The 16,296-nt window shown below is 55.8% G+C and carries 10 protein-coding genes; 5 read left to right on the top strand and 5 right to left on the bottom strand.

Going from position 1 to position 16,296, the window contains the following annotated elements; all coding sequences use genetic code 11:
- Positions 1–3 precede the first annotated feature (3 nt).
- Positions 4–360 (top strand): MmcQ/YjbR family DNA-binding protein, encoded by a 357-nt coding sequence (locus R0140_RS25400; protein ID WP_008807294.1) that lies wholly within the window; start codon positions 4–6, stop codon positions 358–360.
- On the opposite strand, the gene uvrA is transcribed toward R0140_RS25400, so the two are convergent.
- Positions 361–3,186, bottom strand: coding sequence for an excinuclease ABC subunit UvrA (gene uvrA, locus R0140_RS25395; RefSeq protein WP_008807293.1), 2,826 nt, complete (start codon positions 3,184–3,186; stop codon positions 361–363).
- 251 nt (positions 3,187–3,437) lie between these two features.
- On the opposite strand from uvrA, the gene ssb1 reads away from it, so the two are divergent.
- Complete coding sequence (gene ssb1 / locus R0140_RS25390) at positions 3,438–3,965, top strand: single-stranded DNA-binding protein SSB1 (protein ID WP_008807292.1); 528 nt, start codon at positions 3,438–3,440, stop codon at positions 3,963–3,965.
- Positions 3,966–4,101: 136 nt separating this feature from the next.
- Here the strand turns inward: ssb1 and R0140_RS25385 are convergent, their stop codons facing one another.
- On the bottom strand, positions 4,102–5,682 hold the full coding sequence (locus R0140_RS25385) for an MltF family protein (protein WP_032741333.1): 1,581 nt from the start codon (positions 5,680–5,682) through the stop codon (positions 4,102–4,104).
- A 588-nt stretch (positions 5,683–6,270) separates the two neighbouring features.
- Here R0140_RS25385 and R0140_RS25380 point away from each other — a divergent pair.
- Complete coding sequence (locus R0140_RS25380) at positions 6,271–8,529, top strand: TonB-dependent siderophore receptor (RefSeq protein WP_008807289.1); 2,259 nt, start codon at positions 6,271–6,273, stop codon at positions 8,527–8,529.
- A gap of 263 nt (positions 8,530–8,792) precedes the next feature.
- Here R0140_RS25380 and R0140_RS25375 read toward each other — a convergent pair whose 3' ends face one another.
- Both R0140_RS25375 and R0140_RS25370 read right to left on the bottom strand, forming a co-directional pair.
- Positions 8,793–9,161 (bottom strand): helix-turn-helix transcriptional regulator, encoded by a 369-nt coding sequence (locus R0140_RS25375; RefSeq protein ID WP_008807288.1) that lies wholly within the window; start codon positions 9,159–9,161, stop codon positions 8,793–8,795.
- Between the two features lie 33 nt (positions 9,162–9,194).
- Complete coding sequence (locus R0140_RS25370) at positions 9,195–10,955, bottom strand: tannase/feruloyl esterase family alpha/beta hydrolase (RefSeq protein WP_032741334.1); 1,761 nt, start codon at positions 10,953–10,955, stop codon at positions 9,195–9,197.
- A gap of 625 nt (positions 10,956–11,580) precedes the next feature.
- Here R0140_RS25370 and bamA point away from each other — a divergent pair.
- Positions 11,581–14,004: an outer membrane protein assembly factor BamA gene (bamA, locus tag R0140_RS25365; protein ID WP_032731696.1), complete on the top strand. Its 2,424-nt coding sequence runs from the start codon at positions 11,581–11,583 to the stop codon at positions 14,002–14,004.
- Positions 14,005–14,043: 39 nt separating this feature from the next.
- On the opposite strand, the gene R0140_RS25360 is transcribed toward bamA, so the two are convergent.
- Positions 14,044–15,210: an L-dopachrome tautomerase-related protein gene (locus R0140_RS25360; RefSeq protein ID WP_023323470.1), complete on the bottom strand. Its 1,167-nt coding sequence runs from the start codon at positions 15,208–15,210 to the stop codon at positions 14,044–14,046.
- Between the two features lie 129 nt (positions 15,211–15,339).
- Here R0140_RS25360 and R0140_RS25355 point away from each other — a divergent pair, with 129 nt between their 5' ends.
- Entirely contained in the window at positions 15,340–16,287 is a 948-nt protein-coding gene (locus tag R0140_RS25355) for a LysR family transcriptional regulator (RefSeq protein WP_032741335.1), read from the top strand.
- Positions 16,288–16,296: the final 9 nt, after the last annotated feature.

Genomic DNA, 16,296 nt, shown 5'->3' with positions numbered 1-16,296 from the left:
AAGATGACAATTTCGGAGTTATTGCAGTACTGCATGGCGAAACCGGGAGCGGAGCAGAGCGTCCATAGCGACTGGAAAGCCACGCAGATCAAAGTCTCGGACGTGCTGTTTGCCATGGTGAAGGAAGTGGAGGACCAGCGGCCGGCGGTCGCGCTGAAAGCGAGCCCGGAACTGGCGGAGCTGCTGCGAGAGCAGCATCGCGATGTCCGGCCCAGCAAGCATCTCAATAAAGCGCACTGGAGCACCGTCTTTCTGGATGGCTCGCTGCCGGATTCGCAAATCTACTACCTGGTCGATGCATCTTACCAGCAGGCGGTGAAAATGCTGCCGGAGTCGGTCCGGCAGCAGCTATCCCGCTAATTATTTCAGCATCGGCTTCAGGAAGCGCGCGGTGTGCGAGGCTTCGCACTCGGCGACGGTCTCAGGTGTACCGGAGACCAGTATTTCGCCGCCGCCGCTACCGCCTTCCGGACCCAGATCGACAATCCAGTCGGCAGTTTTAATCACATCGAGGTTATGCTCAATCACCACGATGGTATTGCCCTGATCGCGCAGCTGATGCAGCACTTCCAGCAACTGCTGAATATCGGCGAAGTGCAGACCCGTGGTCGGCTCATCGAGGATATACAGCGTCTGGCCGGTACCGCGTTTGGAGAGTTCGCGCGCCAGCTTCACGCGCTGCGCCTCGCCGCCGGACAGCGTCGTCGCCGACTGGCCGAGACGGATATAGGTCAGGCCGACGTCCATCAGGGTTTGCAGCTTACGCGCCAGCGCCGGTACGGCATCAAAGAATTCACGCGCCTCTTCAATGGTCATATCCAGCACTTCGTGGATGGTCTTACCCTTGTACTTAATCTCCAGCGTTTCGCGGTTATAGCGTTTGCCTTTGCACTGGTCGCACGGCACATAGATATCCGGCAGGAAGTGCATCTCAACCTTAATGACGCCATCACCCTGGCAGGCTTCACAGCGCCCGCCGCGAACGTTAAAACTAAAGCGCCCTGGCGTATAGCCGCGTGAACGTGATTCCGGCACCCCGGCGAACAGTTCGCGCACCGGCGTAAACACCCCGGTATAGGTCGCCGGGTTGGAGCGCGGCGTACGGCCGATCGGGCTCTGGTCGATATCGATCACTTTATCGAAGTGCTCCAGCCCCTGGATATCGCGATACGGCGCCGGTTCGGCGATGGTCGCGCCGTTAAGCTGGCGCTGAGCAATCGGGAACAGGGTGTCGTTAATCAGCGTCGATTTACCCGAGCCGGAAACGCCGGTAATGCAGGTAAACAGACCGACCGGCAGGGTCAGCGTCACATCCTTCAGGTTGTTGCCGCGCGCGCCGGTCAGTTTCAGCACTTTTTCCGGATTGGCGGGTACGCGCTGTTTCGGCACTTCGATTTTGCGCTTACCGCTCATGAACTGCCCGGTGAGGGATTCTGGTACCGCCATAATGGCGTCCAGTGGCCCTTCGGCCACCACCTGGCCGCCGTGGACCCCAGCGCCAGGGCCGATATCGATCACATGGTCGGCGGCGCGAATCGCGTCTTCGTCATGCTCAACGACGATCACCGTGTTGCCTAAATTACGCAGATGGATCAGGGTACCCAGCAGGCGTTCGTTATCGCGCTGGTGCAGGCCGATAGAAGGCTCATCCAGCACGTACATCACACCAACCAGCCCGGCGCCAATCTGGCTCGCCAGACGGATACGCTGGGCTTCGCCGCCGGAGAGCGTTTCCGCCGAACGGGAAAGCGTCAGATAGTTCAGACCGACGTTGACAAGGAACTTCAGGCGATCGCCGATCTCTTTCAGCACTTTCTCAGCGATTTGCGCCCGCTGGCCGGAGAGCTTCAGGTTGTTGAAGAAGTCCATCGCGTGGCCGATGCTCATATCGGAAATGGTCGGCAGCGGGGTGTTCTCTACAAACACGTGGCGCGCTTCACGACGCAGCCGCGTGCCGTCACAGCTGGCGCATGGGCGGTTGCTGATGAATTTCGCCAGCTCTTCGCGCACGGCGCTGGATTCCGTCTCTTTGTAACGGCGCTCCATATTGTGCAGCACGCCTTCGAACGGGTGACGACGTACCGAGGTGTCGCCGCGATCGTTCATGTATTTGAATTCAATATTCTCTTTACCGGAACCGTACAGGACCACTTTCTGCACGCTGGCGCTGAGGGTGCCCCACGGCGCTTCGACGTCGAATTTATAGTGCTCCGCCAGCGACTTCAGCATCTGGAAGTAGTAGAAGTTGCGGCGATCCCAGCCGCGGATGGCGCCGCCCGCCAGCGACAGCTCCGGATTCTGCACCACGCGGTCGGGATCGAAATATTGCTGAACGCCGAGGCCGTCGCAGGTCGGGCAGGCGCCCGCCGGGTTGTTGAAGGAGAACAGGCGCGGCTCCAGCTCGCGCATGCTATAGCCGCAGATCGGGCAGGCGAAGTTAGCGGAAAACAGCAGTTCTTCCGCTTTTTCATCATCCATATTGGCCACAATGGCGGTACCGCCGGAGAGCTCCAGCGCGGTTTCGAACGACTCGGCCAGGCGCTGCGCCAGATCGTCGCGCACCTTAAAGCGGTCGATGACCACCTCGATGGTGTGCTTCTTCTGCAGCTCCAGCTTCGGCGGATCCGAAAGATCGCAGACTTCGCCGTCGATCCGCGCGCGGATGTAGCCCTGGCTGGCGAGGTTTTCCAGGGTTTTGGTGTGCTCGCCTTTACGCTCTTTAATAATGGGCGCCAGCAGCATCAGGCGCAGGCCTTCCGGCTGCGCGAGGACGTTATCGACCATCTGGCTGACGGTTTGCGCCGCCAGCGGCACGTCGTGATCCGGACAGCGCGGTTCACCGACGCGGGCGTACAGCAGACGCAGGTAGTCGTGAATTTCGGTAATGGTACCCACCGTCGAACGGGGGTTGTGAGAGGTTGATTTCTGTTCGATGGAAATCGCCGGCGACAGCCCTTCGATATGGTCGACGTCCGGCTTCTCCATCAGCGACAGGAACTGTCGCGCATAGGCGGAGAGCGATTCGACGTAGCGACGCTGGCCTTCGGCATACAGGGTGTCGAAAGCGAGTGAAGATTTGCCAGACCCGGAAAGCCCGGTGACGACAATGAGTTTGTCGCGCGGGATAACGAGGTTGATGTTTTTGAGATTATGGGTGCGGGCGCCCCGAACTTCGATCTTATCCATTCACCTTTCCCGGTAGGTAGATACACGGATTGCCTGGTTTGCTTGAAGGACAAACGGCAGAAACGGCTAATTATGACACAATTTAACCTGAATGAATATACAGTATCGGAATGCAAATTCAGGGGGAGTGTGCAACAATGTCTTGTACGAGTGCTATCTCTGGAATCAGCCTCGCAGCTATCAAAATGCTACGTGGAAATGGTACACTCGCGCGTTTAAACTATTAAGAAACGTATTCAGGAGACACGAACATGGCCAGCAGAGGCGTAAACAAGGTGATTCTCGTCGGTAATCTGGGGCAGGACCCGGAAGTACGCTACATGCCAAGTGGCGGCGCTGTCGCCAACTTCACGCTGGCAACTTCCGAATCCTGGCGTGACAAGCAGACCGGCGAAATGAAAGAGCAGACCGAGTGGCACCGCGTTGTGCTGTTCGGCAAACTGGCGGAAGTCGCTGGCGAGTATCTGCGCAAAGGCTCTCAGGTATATATCGAAGGCCAGCTGCGTACCCGCAAGTGGACCGATCAATCCGGTCAGGAGAAATACACCACCGAAGTCGTGGTTAACGTTGGCGGCACCATGCAGATGCTGGGCGGCCGTCAGGGTGGCGGCGCGCCGGCAGGCGGCGGCCAGCAGCAGGGCGGTTGGGGTCAGCCTCAGCAGCCGCAGGGCGGCAACCAGTTCAGCGGCGGCGCACAGTCCCGTCCGCAGCAGCAGGCCCCGGCAGCGCCTTCTTCTAACGAACCGCCGATGGACTTCGACGACGACATCCCGTTTTAAGGCTTGCCTTAAACGCGTTGCCTGCGCCGTAAAATACAAAAAGCCCCGGTTTCGCCGGGGCTTTTTCTTTATCCTTTCAGCATTTTTTCTGCGCCACCGTGTCAGAACCGGTTTTTAACCTGCGGCGACGAGCGTTTCAGGCAGAGGGCGCCTGAGCGGTCTCCGGCGTCGCCACGCTGGGCTGCGGTTTCACTGGCTCTGCTGCTGGCTCCTGTCGCGGCGCGGCCGTCGCTTTCTGTTTGCGGGCCATATCATCGACGATCAGCCGATAGGCGATGTAATACTTATAGATATTACTGACGTAGGTGACCGTCTCGGCGCCAATTTTTTCTGCCGCCAGATTTTCGACATTACCGAACCAGACGTTCGGGTCAAATCCTCGCTGTTTAGTCATGGTGCGCAGGCGGGCGATACGCGCCGGACCCGCGTTATAGGAGGCAAAGGCAAACAGCGCCTTATCGAGCCGGGTCATGGGCTCATCAGCATAGTAGCGATCTATCATCCAGCGCATGTATTTCACGCCAGCATGGATGTTGGGATCCAACTGTTTAATATCGCCCACTTTCAGCTCTTTTCCGGTGCTGGGCATCACCTGCATTACCCCGACGGCGCCGACGTGGCTTCGCACCGACTGGTTCAGTCGCGATTCCTGGTACCCCTGGGCCGCCATCAGCAGCCAGTCGACATCGTAGCGATCGCCATATTTGCGGAAGACTTCCACCATGGCGAGGAACTTGCGCCGTTCCTTACTCGCGGCGGCATTTTTGACATATTTGGCATTTTTCAGGTAACGCAGCAGGAGGGTATTACCCAGCGTGGTGCCCTGACGATTCTTTTTGACGAAGTTGTTTAGCACCGCCAGCAGCTGCGGGCTGTCTTTGCGTACCGCCCAGGCAATATTGCCGCCGTCGCGCAGCACCACGTTGTCATGGACCTGAATTTTCGGAAACACCTGTTTCCAGAAAACGGCTTTGTGTTGATCGACGACGATCAGCGGAATCAGCCCGGCGTTGAGCATTTCCAGCAGATCTTCATCCTCCAGCGCTTCCGGCGCTGCCTCCAGGATAACCGGCGGCCGCGACTCACTGGCAAATCGGGCATTCAGCGCCTGCAGACTCTCGTGATAGCTGGAGGAGCGGCGAACAAAGACGGTTTGGCCGGAGAGCTGCTCCAGGCTGTCGATCTTCGGCGATGCCGGCCCGGAGATCAGTAATTCTTTCACGTTGCTGTAGAGCGGCTGGGCGAAATCGACCTGGGCTTCCCGCGAGGGCGTGATGGTCAGATTGGCAGCCGCAATATCGCCTTTACCTTCATTAAGCGCGATAAAGAGATTATCCCGGCTGACCGGCACAAAAACGATATGCAGCTTCAGGTGGCGCTGTTTGAGCTTTTTATCCTTCGCCAACTGCTTATTCAGATCGTTTTCCAGCGCCATAAAGATATCGTGGGTTGCTCCGCGCTGAGTGCCTTTATCAATAAAAAAGAAGGTTTTGCTGTAGGTGGTTAATACCCGAATGGTGCGCCGCTCGGTCATGCCGGGCAGATCGCCTTTCCATGGCTGCAGCATATCGTCGATGTGGATCGACAGCGTATTGTCTTCGGTTGCGACTGGCGGCGCTTTTTCCGCCTCCGCCGCAAGCAGGATAGGGGCGAATAACAGCGCCGCGAGGCAGGTGAGCCAGGCGATAAACAGGCGTGATAGCAAGTTGGCGTTCATGGAGGAACACTCCGCAGGGGGATGTGGTTATTTTAGCAGAACGGCTGCCGTTAGCCGGGCACGACAAGGGCATAAAAAACATAACGATGCCGACAAATAGTCTTCTCCCATTTTATCGCTTGCTATTAATGTGCTTTTATCTTTACTTTAACTATGGAGATAATATGGCGGAAATGTGTGTTTTTAATGATAAATAGAAAATGATGATGATATTTTTATTTTATTCTTCTCCATTTGTTTTGTTGTAACTGTTTGATTATTTGTGTTTATTTTATTTTTCCCCGATATTGATTATTATCATCTTGATAATGAATCTCATTTTTATTACCGTAGCACAGCACATTACTCTTATTATTCGCTGTCTGGATTACGCTATCAAAGAATAGCGCGCAGCGCTTTTTCTCTAATGATGAAACAGGGCACTTAATTTTATTATGCCTCATGCTGTTTTCTTATTCCCATGACTATCGGGAAGGGGCTGACCTACGCCAAAATCTGGCGAGGCGCAGAGGCGAGTATTTTATCCCATTGTTTTTTCAATTGGGGAAGGCGTTATGCCCGACAGCAACAGAAAACAGGGCATATTCTATGAAATACACGTCTCACTTCCCGCTGGGGATCGTCATTCCTTTGCTCGCCTGTAGCGTGCCGCTGCAGGCGGCAGAGAATATGACAGAACAATCGACGCGCGATAAGAGCACCCCAACGGCCGAAAACCAGGAGGAAACGATGGTGGTGACCGCTGCCAGGCAGAACCTGCAGGCACCGGGCGTGTCGACCATTACCGCAGAGGAGATTCGCAAACATCCCCCCGCCCGCGATGTATCGGAGTTAATTCGTACGCAACCTGGGGTAAACCTGACCGGCAACTCCACCAGTGGTCAGCGCGGCAACAACCGGCAAATTGATATCCGTGGCATGGGGCCCGAGAATACGCTGGTGCTGGTCGATGGTAAACCGGTGACCAGCCGTAACTCGGTGCGGTATGGCTGGCGCGGCGATCGTGACTCCCGCGGCGATACCAGTTGGGTGCCAGCGGAGATGATCGATCATATCGATGTGATCCGCGGCCCGGCGGCGGCGCGCTATGGTAATGGCGCGATGGGCGGGGTCGTCAACATCGTGACCAAACCGACCACGCCAGAATGGCACGGGTCGTGGAATACCTATATGAATGCTCCGCAGCACCGTAAAGAAGGGGCGACGAAACGTACCAACTTTAGCCTCAATGGTCCACTGTCGGACAGTGTCAGCTTCAATCTCTGGGGTAATCTGAGTAAAACCCAGGCTGATGCTCAGGACATTAACGCCGGGCATGAAGCGGAGCGTACCGGTTCCTACGCCGGTTCTTATCCCGCCGGACGTGAAGGGGTGGTGAACAAAGATATTCACAGTAAGCTACGCTGGGAGTTCGCCCCGATGCAGGCCCTGGAGTTTGAGGCCGGCTACAGCCGCCAGGGCAACCTCTATGCCGGCGACACGCAAAACACCAATACCAGTACGTTGGTGAAGAGTATGTACGGGAAAGAGACCAACCGTCTCTACCGGCAAACTTACGGCGTCACATGGACCGGCGGCTGGGATAATGGCGTGACCAGCAACAGCTATGCCCAGTACGAACACACCCGTAATTCGCGAATGAATGAAGGGCTGGCGGGCGGTACGGAAGGGATCTTCTCCAGTAGCGAGTTTTCAGATATCGATCTGGCCGATGTCCTGCTACATAGCGAAGTGAATATTCCGTTTACGCTGGGGGTCGATCAGAATCTGACGCTGGGCACCGAATGGAATCAGCAGCGGATGAAAGATGGCGTATCGACAACCCAGGCGCTCTCTTACGGGACTATCGACGGTGTGTCGGCTACCGGTCGTAGCCCGTACTCCAGCGCCGAGATCTTCTCGCTGTTTACCGAAGATAATATGGCGCTAACGGACAGTACCATGCTGACACCCGCCCTGCGCTTCGATCACCACAGCATCGTCGGCAATAACTGGAGCCCCTCACTGAACCTCTCCCAGGAGTTGACGGATGACTGGACGCTGAAGCTGGGCATTGCCCGCGCTTACAAGGCACCTAACCTCTACCAGTTGAACCCGAACTATATTCTCTACAGCAACGGTCAAGGCTGTTACGCCAGTAGTTCCGCCTGCTATCTGATGGGGAATAGCGACCTGAAAGCGGAGACCAGCGTTAATAAAGAGATTGGTCTTGAGTACAAGCATGATGGCTATCAGGCGGGAATCACCTGGTTCCGTAACGACTATCACAACAAGATTGAGTCAGGGTACGCGGCGGTGGGCACCGCCAGCAACGGCACCACCAATATCTATCAGTGGGAAAACGTACCAAAGGCGTTAGTGGAAGGCCTGGAAGGAACGCTGAATCTTCCGGTGGGGGAGACGGTTAACTGGAGCAATAACCTGACATGGATGCTGCAGAGCAAGAATAAGACGACCGGCGACCGGCTGTCAGTGATCCCGCAGTTTACCCTGAACTCGACTTTGAGCTGGCAGGTTCGTGAAGATCTCTCCCTGCAGAGCACCTTTACCTGGTATGGTCGACAGAAACCAAAACGCTTTAATTATAAGGGCGAGGCGGTCAGCGGCAGCGAACTAAACGAAGTCAGCCCATACAGCATTGTCGGCCTCAGTGCGACCTGGGATGTGAACAAAAATCTGAGCTTCACCAGCGGGATAGATAACCTGTTTGATATTCGCCACTACCGGGCAGGGAATGCGCAAACGACCGGCAACGCGACGACGGGGGCTTATCTTTATGGCGCGGGTGCGGAGACCTATAACGAGTCGGGGCGGACCTTCTTTATGAGCGTTAATACTCATTTCTGATGATCCTGACGAGGAGTAAACCGGGTGCAGCGCGACCCGGTTTTTTTATTTCAGATGAGAGCGGAGGAGGCGGTTATAAATCGTGACAAAATCTTCACGCCCTCTACATTATTAGCTCAACATATCCTTTTATACTGATTTCCGTCGCGCAAGGTCGTTGATCCCGACCGGGTTCGATAATAGCATCCTGCTATTTCCCTTCTGTAATATCCCCTGTCCCCCTTCCATTCCCAACCGCAGCGATGCGGAGGAGGGGGACCTCCTTATTTTTGCCGCGTGATCTGATAGCGATACTGAGTGGGTGTGAGCGCATAATATTTTTTGAAGGTACGATTAAACGCACTGAGATCGTCATAACCGACCATCATACAAATATCGACGATTCGGTAACCAGGCGTCGTCAGCAATAAACGGCAACACAGCGACATGCGCTGCTGGCGGATATATTCCATGGGCGAACGATCAAAATAATGGCGGAAGAGTCGAAATAAATGCCAGGGGGAATAACCAGAGATATCGCTCAGATCGTCGACGGTCAGTTTCTTATCCAGATTATTATCGATCCACAAGAGCAGGTCGTTTAATACCGATTGCTGGAGCGTTTTGCTACGCATGATTGCGGCTAATCCCATAACGAATGGCTCCTCAGCGAGGAGCCTTGGGGTTTATTGAACAGTGAGTTCGCCGTGGCGAACCTGATAATTTTTTTGATTATCAGGGCCAATATAGTCGCTGGCGGGTTTTGCCAGCTGCAGATGACCAAACGCGGTTGATTGCTCTGCATGATAATTTTCGCCGTCATTCACGTCGCCGTGCCCGTTATAACGGGCAATGGCCGGAAAGGGGTACGCCGGGCGAGTCGCGATAACGGCTGGGGCGGCGTCAGCGAAAGGCTGACTGACTTTCTGCACGCCGTGAAACTGCGTTTGGGCATCTGGTTTTTCTGTCATCGGCGGCAGGCTGGTGGCGGCTGGCGCCCGTTTTCCGGCCATGATCTCTTGCGGCGCGATGCCTTCCTCGGTCCAGCGCATCAGCGGGGTAAGGAGATCAATTTGATCGTAACCTTCGCCATTACCGCAATGGGCTACCCCAGGCAGCAGGAATAACCGCAGGAAGGTATCCGTTGCGGCATGGCCCATCTCTGCTTCTACGCTGCGGTAATAGGCGATAGAAAAGGCTGGGCTGACGGAGTCATCGGCCAGACCGTGCCACAGGATAAGCTTGCCGCCGCGCTGTTGATAGGCATGAAGATTGGTATTTGCCGCGTTATAGAGCGGTGCCAGTTGAGCGACGGCGTCAAAATTCTGCTGGTTCAGTGGGAAATCCCGCATCGATTGGATCTTCTGTTTTCCTCCCGGCAGGAGCACGGATTGCAGAGCCGGCAGTACCATCATTTCCGACATCGAGTGGCCGGTCGGGGTCTCGGGCACCGGCCAGCGTAGCTCGGAGCCCAGCGGCAGACCGCCAGCGACAAACTGGGCGCCGTGGCTGTCGTAAGCGCCGCGGTAGAGTTTTTTCACCACCTCGATCTCTTCCTGCGTCAGGCAGGTAGAACGGTCCTGAGCATCGGCAGGACAGCGGGGGAGCCATGACTCAGAGAACTGACAGGCATACGGATTTTGCAGGATACCATCCTGCACGCCGGAAAGCGTCGGGCAGTGAGCCAGCACGGCCTGGTGAATCAGAGGAAGGCGATCTTTCAGCAGGATAGCGGTACCGTCCGGACGCTGATTGGCGGCCACATTCCAGCCGTGGAAGAAGGAATTCTGAAACTGGAAAAAGGCCGCAGGCGCGCCAGCGCTGATACCGTCAAAATCTTGCGGAAAGCGCTGTGCTTCCATCAATGCTTCGCGACCGCCGTCTGAGCAGCCCATAAAGTACGCGTACTTTGGTTGCTGGCGGTAAAGCGTCTGAATCACCGCTTTGGTCAGCACGGCGGTCAGGTGGTTGGCGCGCCAGGCAAAATCGATGCGCTTTTGCGGATCCTCGGCCCATGAAGCATCCATCATACTGCCATGGTGCCCCATATCGGTTGCTGCCACCACAAACTCGCCGTTCATTGCCGGCAGGCAGCCGCTGGCATTCGACAGACTCAGGTTAATACTCCCGCACAGTCCGCCGCAGCCGACCTGCAAGAAACGTTGACTCCAGCGTTGGGTCGGCAGGGCAATCTGCACGCCAATCTGGGGGGCAATAGTGGCGCTCACCTTGCACCAGCTTCCCTGCGCGGAGGTTTGCATTTCAGTGTGGTTGATAGTGACCTTTGCGCCAACGGCGGCGCTGAAGTCGGTCGCGCTCAGCGCATCGCATGTTAGCGCGGGGAGAACCATCGGCAGACTGGCGGCAGCCTGCGTGGGTGAAGCGAACGATAACCCAAAGAGGGTGCAGAGGATGACGGGTAAGATCGTCTTGAGTAAGCGTGTCATACGCAGTTCCCTGTTGCTAATGATGGGAGGCGGCAGGATGGCGAAGCCTATGCCTCACCTTCCCTGGCGAGGCGCCACTGCTTGGCTATTGTAGATAACGATAGACTTTCCTTGATGCCTTGATAAGGCGACCCTACTGTATTCTGCTATTTTGAGGAAAATATGGAGATGTTCGTTAACGGCCTTTGGCAGTGTATACGGGGTAGAATGTTGTGATATCAGTTGCATAATTTATTCAATTTCTCTTCATTATATCTGCTGGGTTTCAGGATATTTTTCTCCCTGTTCCTGGTGATCCCAGAGAGCATCATTCCTAACGAGAATTTTCCCCCTTTCCATTAACAAGAAAGGGGGCTTTTTTAATAAAAAACGTTCAGGTAAATCTAAATATAGCTCTGGTGTTGGCCATTAGAACCACGGCGTTCAGCAAAAGTTCCATCATTAAATATATTTTTAAAGATGATTTAACATCCTTTTTTTCTCCATTTTATCGCCATAATTGCATGTAATTCTGCGCCTCGCTCAGGTTATTTTCTGTCGCACATTTTAGAGATGCATCCTGAACAAATAAGCTCAACACCAGCAGAATACTGCTATTGCTCATTATCTCGTAGACGACACATTCATGTTAAAAAAGACTCATATCATCAGCGGATTATTGATCGCCCCTTTAACGTTATATGCCGCAACATCATATCAAGTTGATGATATCCGTTTTGAAGGGCTACAGCGCGTGACCGTCGGGGCAGCGCTATTAAGTATGCCATTGCACGCGGGAGATGCGGTGACGCCAGAAGATGTCAGCGAGGCTGTGCGCGCGCTGTATGCGAGCGGCAATTTCGAGAATGTGCAGATCCTGCGCGATGGGAAAACGCTGGTGGTGCAGGTTAAGGAACGGCCCACTATTGCCAGCGTCAGTTTTTCCGGGAATAAGTCAGTGAAGGATGATGCGCTAAAGGAAAATCTCACCGCGTCCGGTATTTCTGCAGGTAGCGCACTGGACAGAAATTCGCTTAGCGAAATAGAAAAAGGGTTACAGGATTTCTATTACAGTGCGGGGAAATACAGTGCGCAGGTTCACGCGGTGGTGACCCCGTTACCGCGTAATCGCGTTGACTTAACGTTCGTCTTTCAGGAAGGCATCTCGGCGAAAATCGCACAAATAAACATTATCGGTAATCAGGCGTTTCGGGAAGAGACGCTCCTGGACCAGCTTCAGCTACGCGATAATGTGCCGTGGTGGAACGTGGTAGCCGATAAAAAATACCAGAAGCAGAAGCTGGAAGCCGATCTGGAAACGCTGCGCAGTTTTTATCTCGATCGCGGCTATGCGCGCTTTGCTATCGAGTCCACGCTGGTCAGTATGACGCCAGATAAAAAATCCCTGTATATCACTATCGCCCTCAATGAAGGCGAACGTTATCGGGTCGACCGAACTCAGGTGACAGGCGACCTGGCGCAGCATGGCCCAGAGATCGAGGCCCTTGCCCAGCCGCTGGCGGGGGCATGGTACAGCGGGGCGCAAGTCACCACAGTTGAAAATGAGATCAAAAAGCGTTTCGGTAAGTATGGTTATGCCTGGCCGCAGGTGACGACCACGCCGGAAATCGATGATGCGCATCACCGCGTGGCGCTGCATATTCAGGTCAACGCGGGCCGCCGCTACTCGGTACGCCAGATCCGATTTTCCGGTAACGACACCTCCCGGGACGCGGTGCTGCGTCGTGAAATGCGCCAAATGGAAGGGGCGTGGCTCAACAACGAAAAAGTCGAACAAGGGAAAGTACGTCTTGACCGAACGGGTTTTTTTGAGAACGTTGAACAGCAGATCGTTCCGGTCAGTGGGACGGCAGATCAGGTCGATGTGGTCTACAAGGTGAAGGAGCGCAACACCGGCTCATTTAACGTGGGCCTGGGATTTGGTACGGACAGCGGCGTGAGCTATCAGCTTGGCGTGACTCAGGATAACTGGCTGGGAACGGGTAATAGCGTTAGCTTCAACGGGACGCGCAACAGCTACCAGTCTTATCTTGAACTGGGGGCGACGAACCCGTGGTTTACCGTCGATGGCATCAGCCTGGGCGGAAAGATTTTTTATAACAGCTATGATGCTTCCGATGCGGATGCCGGGAGCTATAACCAGCAGAGCTATGGCTTAGGCAGTACGCTGGGGTTTCCCATTAGCGAAAATAACTCCCTGAACCTGGGACTGGATTATGTTCATAATCGCCTGACCAATATGGATCCGGAGCTGACGACCTGGCGCTACCTCAGCTCCCGGGGAATCGAGCCCAGCGTGGTGACGAAAGATGGCGACAGCGGTGCGAAATATAGCGCCAACGATTATTTTGTGAGTCTTGGATGGGGATATAACGATCTCGATCGCGGCTTCTTCCCGCGTGCGGGAAACAAGAGCAGTCTTAGCGGTAAAGTGACCCTCCCCGGTTCGGATAATAGCTACTACAAGCTCTCATTTGACACCGCCCAGTATCTGCCGCTGAGCGAGAATAAGCGCTGGGTCTGGATGGAACGTTTGCGTGCAGGCTATGCCGGTGGGTTAGACGGCAAAAGTGTACCGTTCTACGATAACTTTTACGCCGGCGGCTCGTCGTCAGTGCGCGGCTTCTCTTCTAACACCATTGGGCCTAAAGCGGCCTATTACCGCTGCAATGGTAGCGAAAGCAGCTATAGCGCCTGCCCGCTGGACGCCTCATCTGATGCGGTCGGCGGGAATGCCATGGCGGTGCTGAACAGCGAATTTATCATTCCAACCCCCTTTGTGAATGATAAGTACGCCGATAGCTTGCGAACCTCGCTGTTTGTTGATGCCGGGACGGTCTGGAGCACATCCTGGCAGAACACCGCGCAGACGCTGGCGGCAGGGATCCCTGATTACGGCGATCCGGGTCATATTCGTCTCTCCGCGGGGATTGCCGTGCAGTGGATGTCTCCCCTCGGTCCACTGGTCTTCTCCTGGGCAGAGCCGTTTAAAAAGTATGATGGCGATAAAGCAGAACAGTTTCAGTTTAATATTGGCAAAACCTGGTAAAAACGCAGGCAGGTCCAACGGGCCTGCCTGCCGTGTGGATCAGGGTTGCACCACTTTCCAGATGGTATATTTCTCTTCTCCCGGTTTAACCGCCTGAGCGAAGTGTTGGTTTAAATGGCTGGCGGTGAACATTACCGCGCCATCCGGGCCGATAGTCGGCGTATCGGGCCAGTACACGCGGTCGTCAGCGGCAAGCAGGGTGAACCGCCCGCTCTGCGGGCGATAACGGACAATACCGTTATGGGTCACATCGGTGATATAGAGTGCGCCATGCTTATCGACCACGATCCCATCGCTATTCCCGCCGACCTCACCCGCGGTACGGATGGCCGCGGCGAGCTGGCGTTCGTTCATCGCGGGATCGCGCAGCGCGGCGGTGGCGATGGTCCGCGCGGTGGTACCGGTGGTGACCGTCCAGTAGAGGGTTTCCTGGTCCGGTGACAGCGCAATACCATTGATACCAAGCATAATGGGGTTGCCCGGCCAGACCGTTTCCCCATGTGAAACCACCTGCAGACCGGCAACCGGCATCAACGCCGGGTGCTGGTTCAGTACCCGGCGGACCGTCCCACGGTTAGCATCCGCGACGATCAGTCCGGCCTGATTGTCCGGCGCGCTGCGCAGGCCGCTGTCGGCGATATACGCCACCCGGCGCGCCTCATCGACCACAATATCGTTGAGGAAGCTTCCTTCCCGGTCGGCGACGCTGTCGAGCGGAATACGCTGCACCAGATGACCGTCGCTGAGCGCATAGATCATGATTTTTTGCGCCCCCGGCGGCGCCGTCTTTTCCCCTGCGACAAAGCCCTGATCTAACGCCCATAGCCAGCCGTTGCGGTTATCGACGTAAAAGCCCAGCACATTGCGCAGGTGCGTGCGGGGATCGGCGCTGATGCTGTTGGCCGCGGTGGACGGAAAGGCGGTGAGTCGTGCCGGGCCGCTCAGGGACTTGGTATCGAGCAGGCTGAGCGTGGCGGGCGCCTGGGTCGAAATCAGACGTGGGGTGCTAACAAATGCCCGACCGGCGGCGTCAAAGTGCAATCCTGCGATGGGCGCATTGACGGAATGCGCATCGACGCGCTGCTGCCAGGTGACCCCGGTATAACTGCGCCATAGCGCCAGATGGGCAGGGGCGTCAGGCCCGGCCGCCAGTGCGGTCTGCCCCAGGGACAGCAGGCCGAGAACGAAGAGTGAAAAACGATGCATCATGGTCTCCAGAAAGCAGTAAAAAAGAGGGGCAGATGGCCCGGTTAAGCCTCGGTAAACGATTTTATTAAATCCCTTCGGGAAGATAAGATGCCTGGAATGACAATCATTTGTTCTCTGGAGAACCAAATGGCCCGGCGGTTTGATTATCTTGCGGATGTAGAAGTCTTTCTGGCGGTGGCCGAGCGCGGGTCGTTTACCGCCGGCGCGGTGGCGCTGTCGTCGACGCCGTCGGTGTTAAGCCGGGCCGTCACCCGTCTTGAAACGCGTCTGGGGTGCCAGCTGCTGCGCCGCTCCACCCGTCGGATCAGCCTGACCGAGGCCGGAAGCGCCTATCTGAGTCAGGTCCGCCAGGCGTTTGAGGTGCTGGATAATGCCGAACGGGAGACGCAGGGGCAAAAAGGGGCGTTATCCGGGCGCGTTAAATTGAGCGCCCCCACCACCTGGGGACACTATCGTTTGCCCGCCCGGCTGGCGTTGTACCGTCAGTTGCACCCCGACGTACAGATTGAGCTGAATATTACCAACCGTAATGTCGATATTATCGCTGAGGGCTTCGATCTGGTGGTGCGCCAGGGACATTTACCCGACAGCGGCCTGGTGGCAAAAAAGCTGGAAGATGCGGCGCTATGTCTGGTGGCCTCGCCGGCCTATTTACGCTCGACAGCGAGACCGCTGAGTAAAATAGCCGATTTGCGCCATCATTCATGCCTGACATTTATTATGCCGGCAACGGGAAAAGTCGCCGAATGGGTATTTCGTGAGGATGGCCGGGATATCAGCTGGCTGCCGACGTCATCTCTGCATGTCTCCGATGATGTGCTCGGGGTGGTCTCGCTGGCCCTGCAGGGGGCGGGGATCTGTCAGAGCTATGCGTTTATTGTGCAGGAGGCGATCGCGCGCGGGGAGCTGGTTCCTGTTCTTCCGGCGTTCGCCGGACGTTCACGGCCTTTCTCGGTGCTTTACCCGCCGCATAAAAACCAGTCAGCCGCTGCCCGGGCATTAATTACTCTGCTGACCATGCCTGCCGAGGCGCTGGCGACGCTGTGCGCGACATTACCTGATGCCTATGGCTGAGGGCTCATC

Origin of the sequence: Klebsiella sp. w6 (assembly GCF_033100215.1) — a bacterium.
GTDB lineage: Bacteria > Pseudomonadota > Gammaproteobacteria > Enterobacterales > Enterobacteriaceae > Klebsiella > Klebsiella variicola.
The sequence above is the reverse complement of the archived record's forward strand: the minus strand, read 5'-3'. Positions and strand labels throughout refer to the sequence as shown.

Bases quoted from the DNA above. Each gene is read 5' to 3' on its own strand.
- R0140_RS25400 (WP_008807294.1), top strand. From the start codon at position 4: ATGACAATTTCGGAGTTATTGCAGTACTGCATGGCGAAACCGGGAGCG.
- R0140_RS25370 (WP_032741334.1), bottom strand. From the start codon at position 10,955: ATGACACGCTTACTCAAGACGATCTTACCCGTCATCCTCTGCACCCTC.
- ssb1 (WP_008807292.1), top strand. From the start codon at position 3,438: ATGGCCAGCAGAGGCGTAAACAAGGTGATTCTCGTCGGTAATCTGGGG.
- R0140_RS25360 (WP_023323470.1), bottom strand. From the start codon at position 15,210: ATGCATCGTTTTTCACTCTTCGTTCTCGGCCTGCTGTCCCTGGGGCAG.
- R0140_RS25375 (WP_008807288.1), bottom strand. From the start codon at position 9,161: ATGGGATTAGCCGCAATCATGCGTAGCAAAACGCTCCAGCAATCGGTA.
- R0140_RS25385 (WP_032741333.1), bottom strand. From the start codon at position 5,682: ATGAACGCCAACTTGCTATCACGCCTGTTTATCGCCTGGCTCACCTGC.
- bamA (WP_032731696.1), top strand. From the start codon at position 11,581: ATGTTAAAAAAGACTCATATCATCAGCGGATTATTGATCGCCCCTTTA.
- uvrA (WP_008807293.1), bottom strand. From the start codon at position 3,186: ATGGATAAGATCGAAGTTCGGGGCGCCCGCACCCATAATCTCAAAAAC.
- R0140_RS25355 (WP_032741335.1), top strand. From the start codon at position 15,340: ATGGCCCGGCGGTTTGATTATCTTGCGGATGTAGAAGTCTTTCTGGCG.
- R0140_RS25380 (WP_008807289.1), top strand. From the start codon at position 6,271: ATGAAATACACGTCTCACTTCCCGCTGGGGATCGTCATTCCTTTGCTC.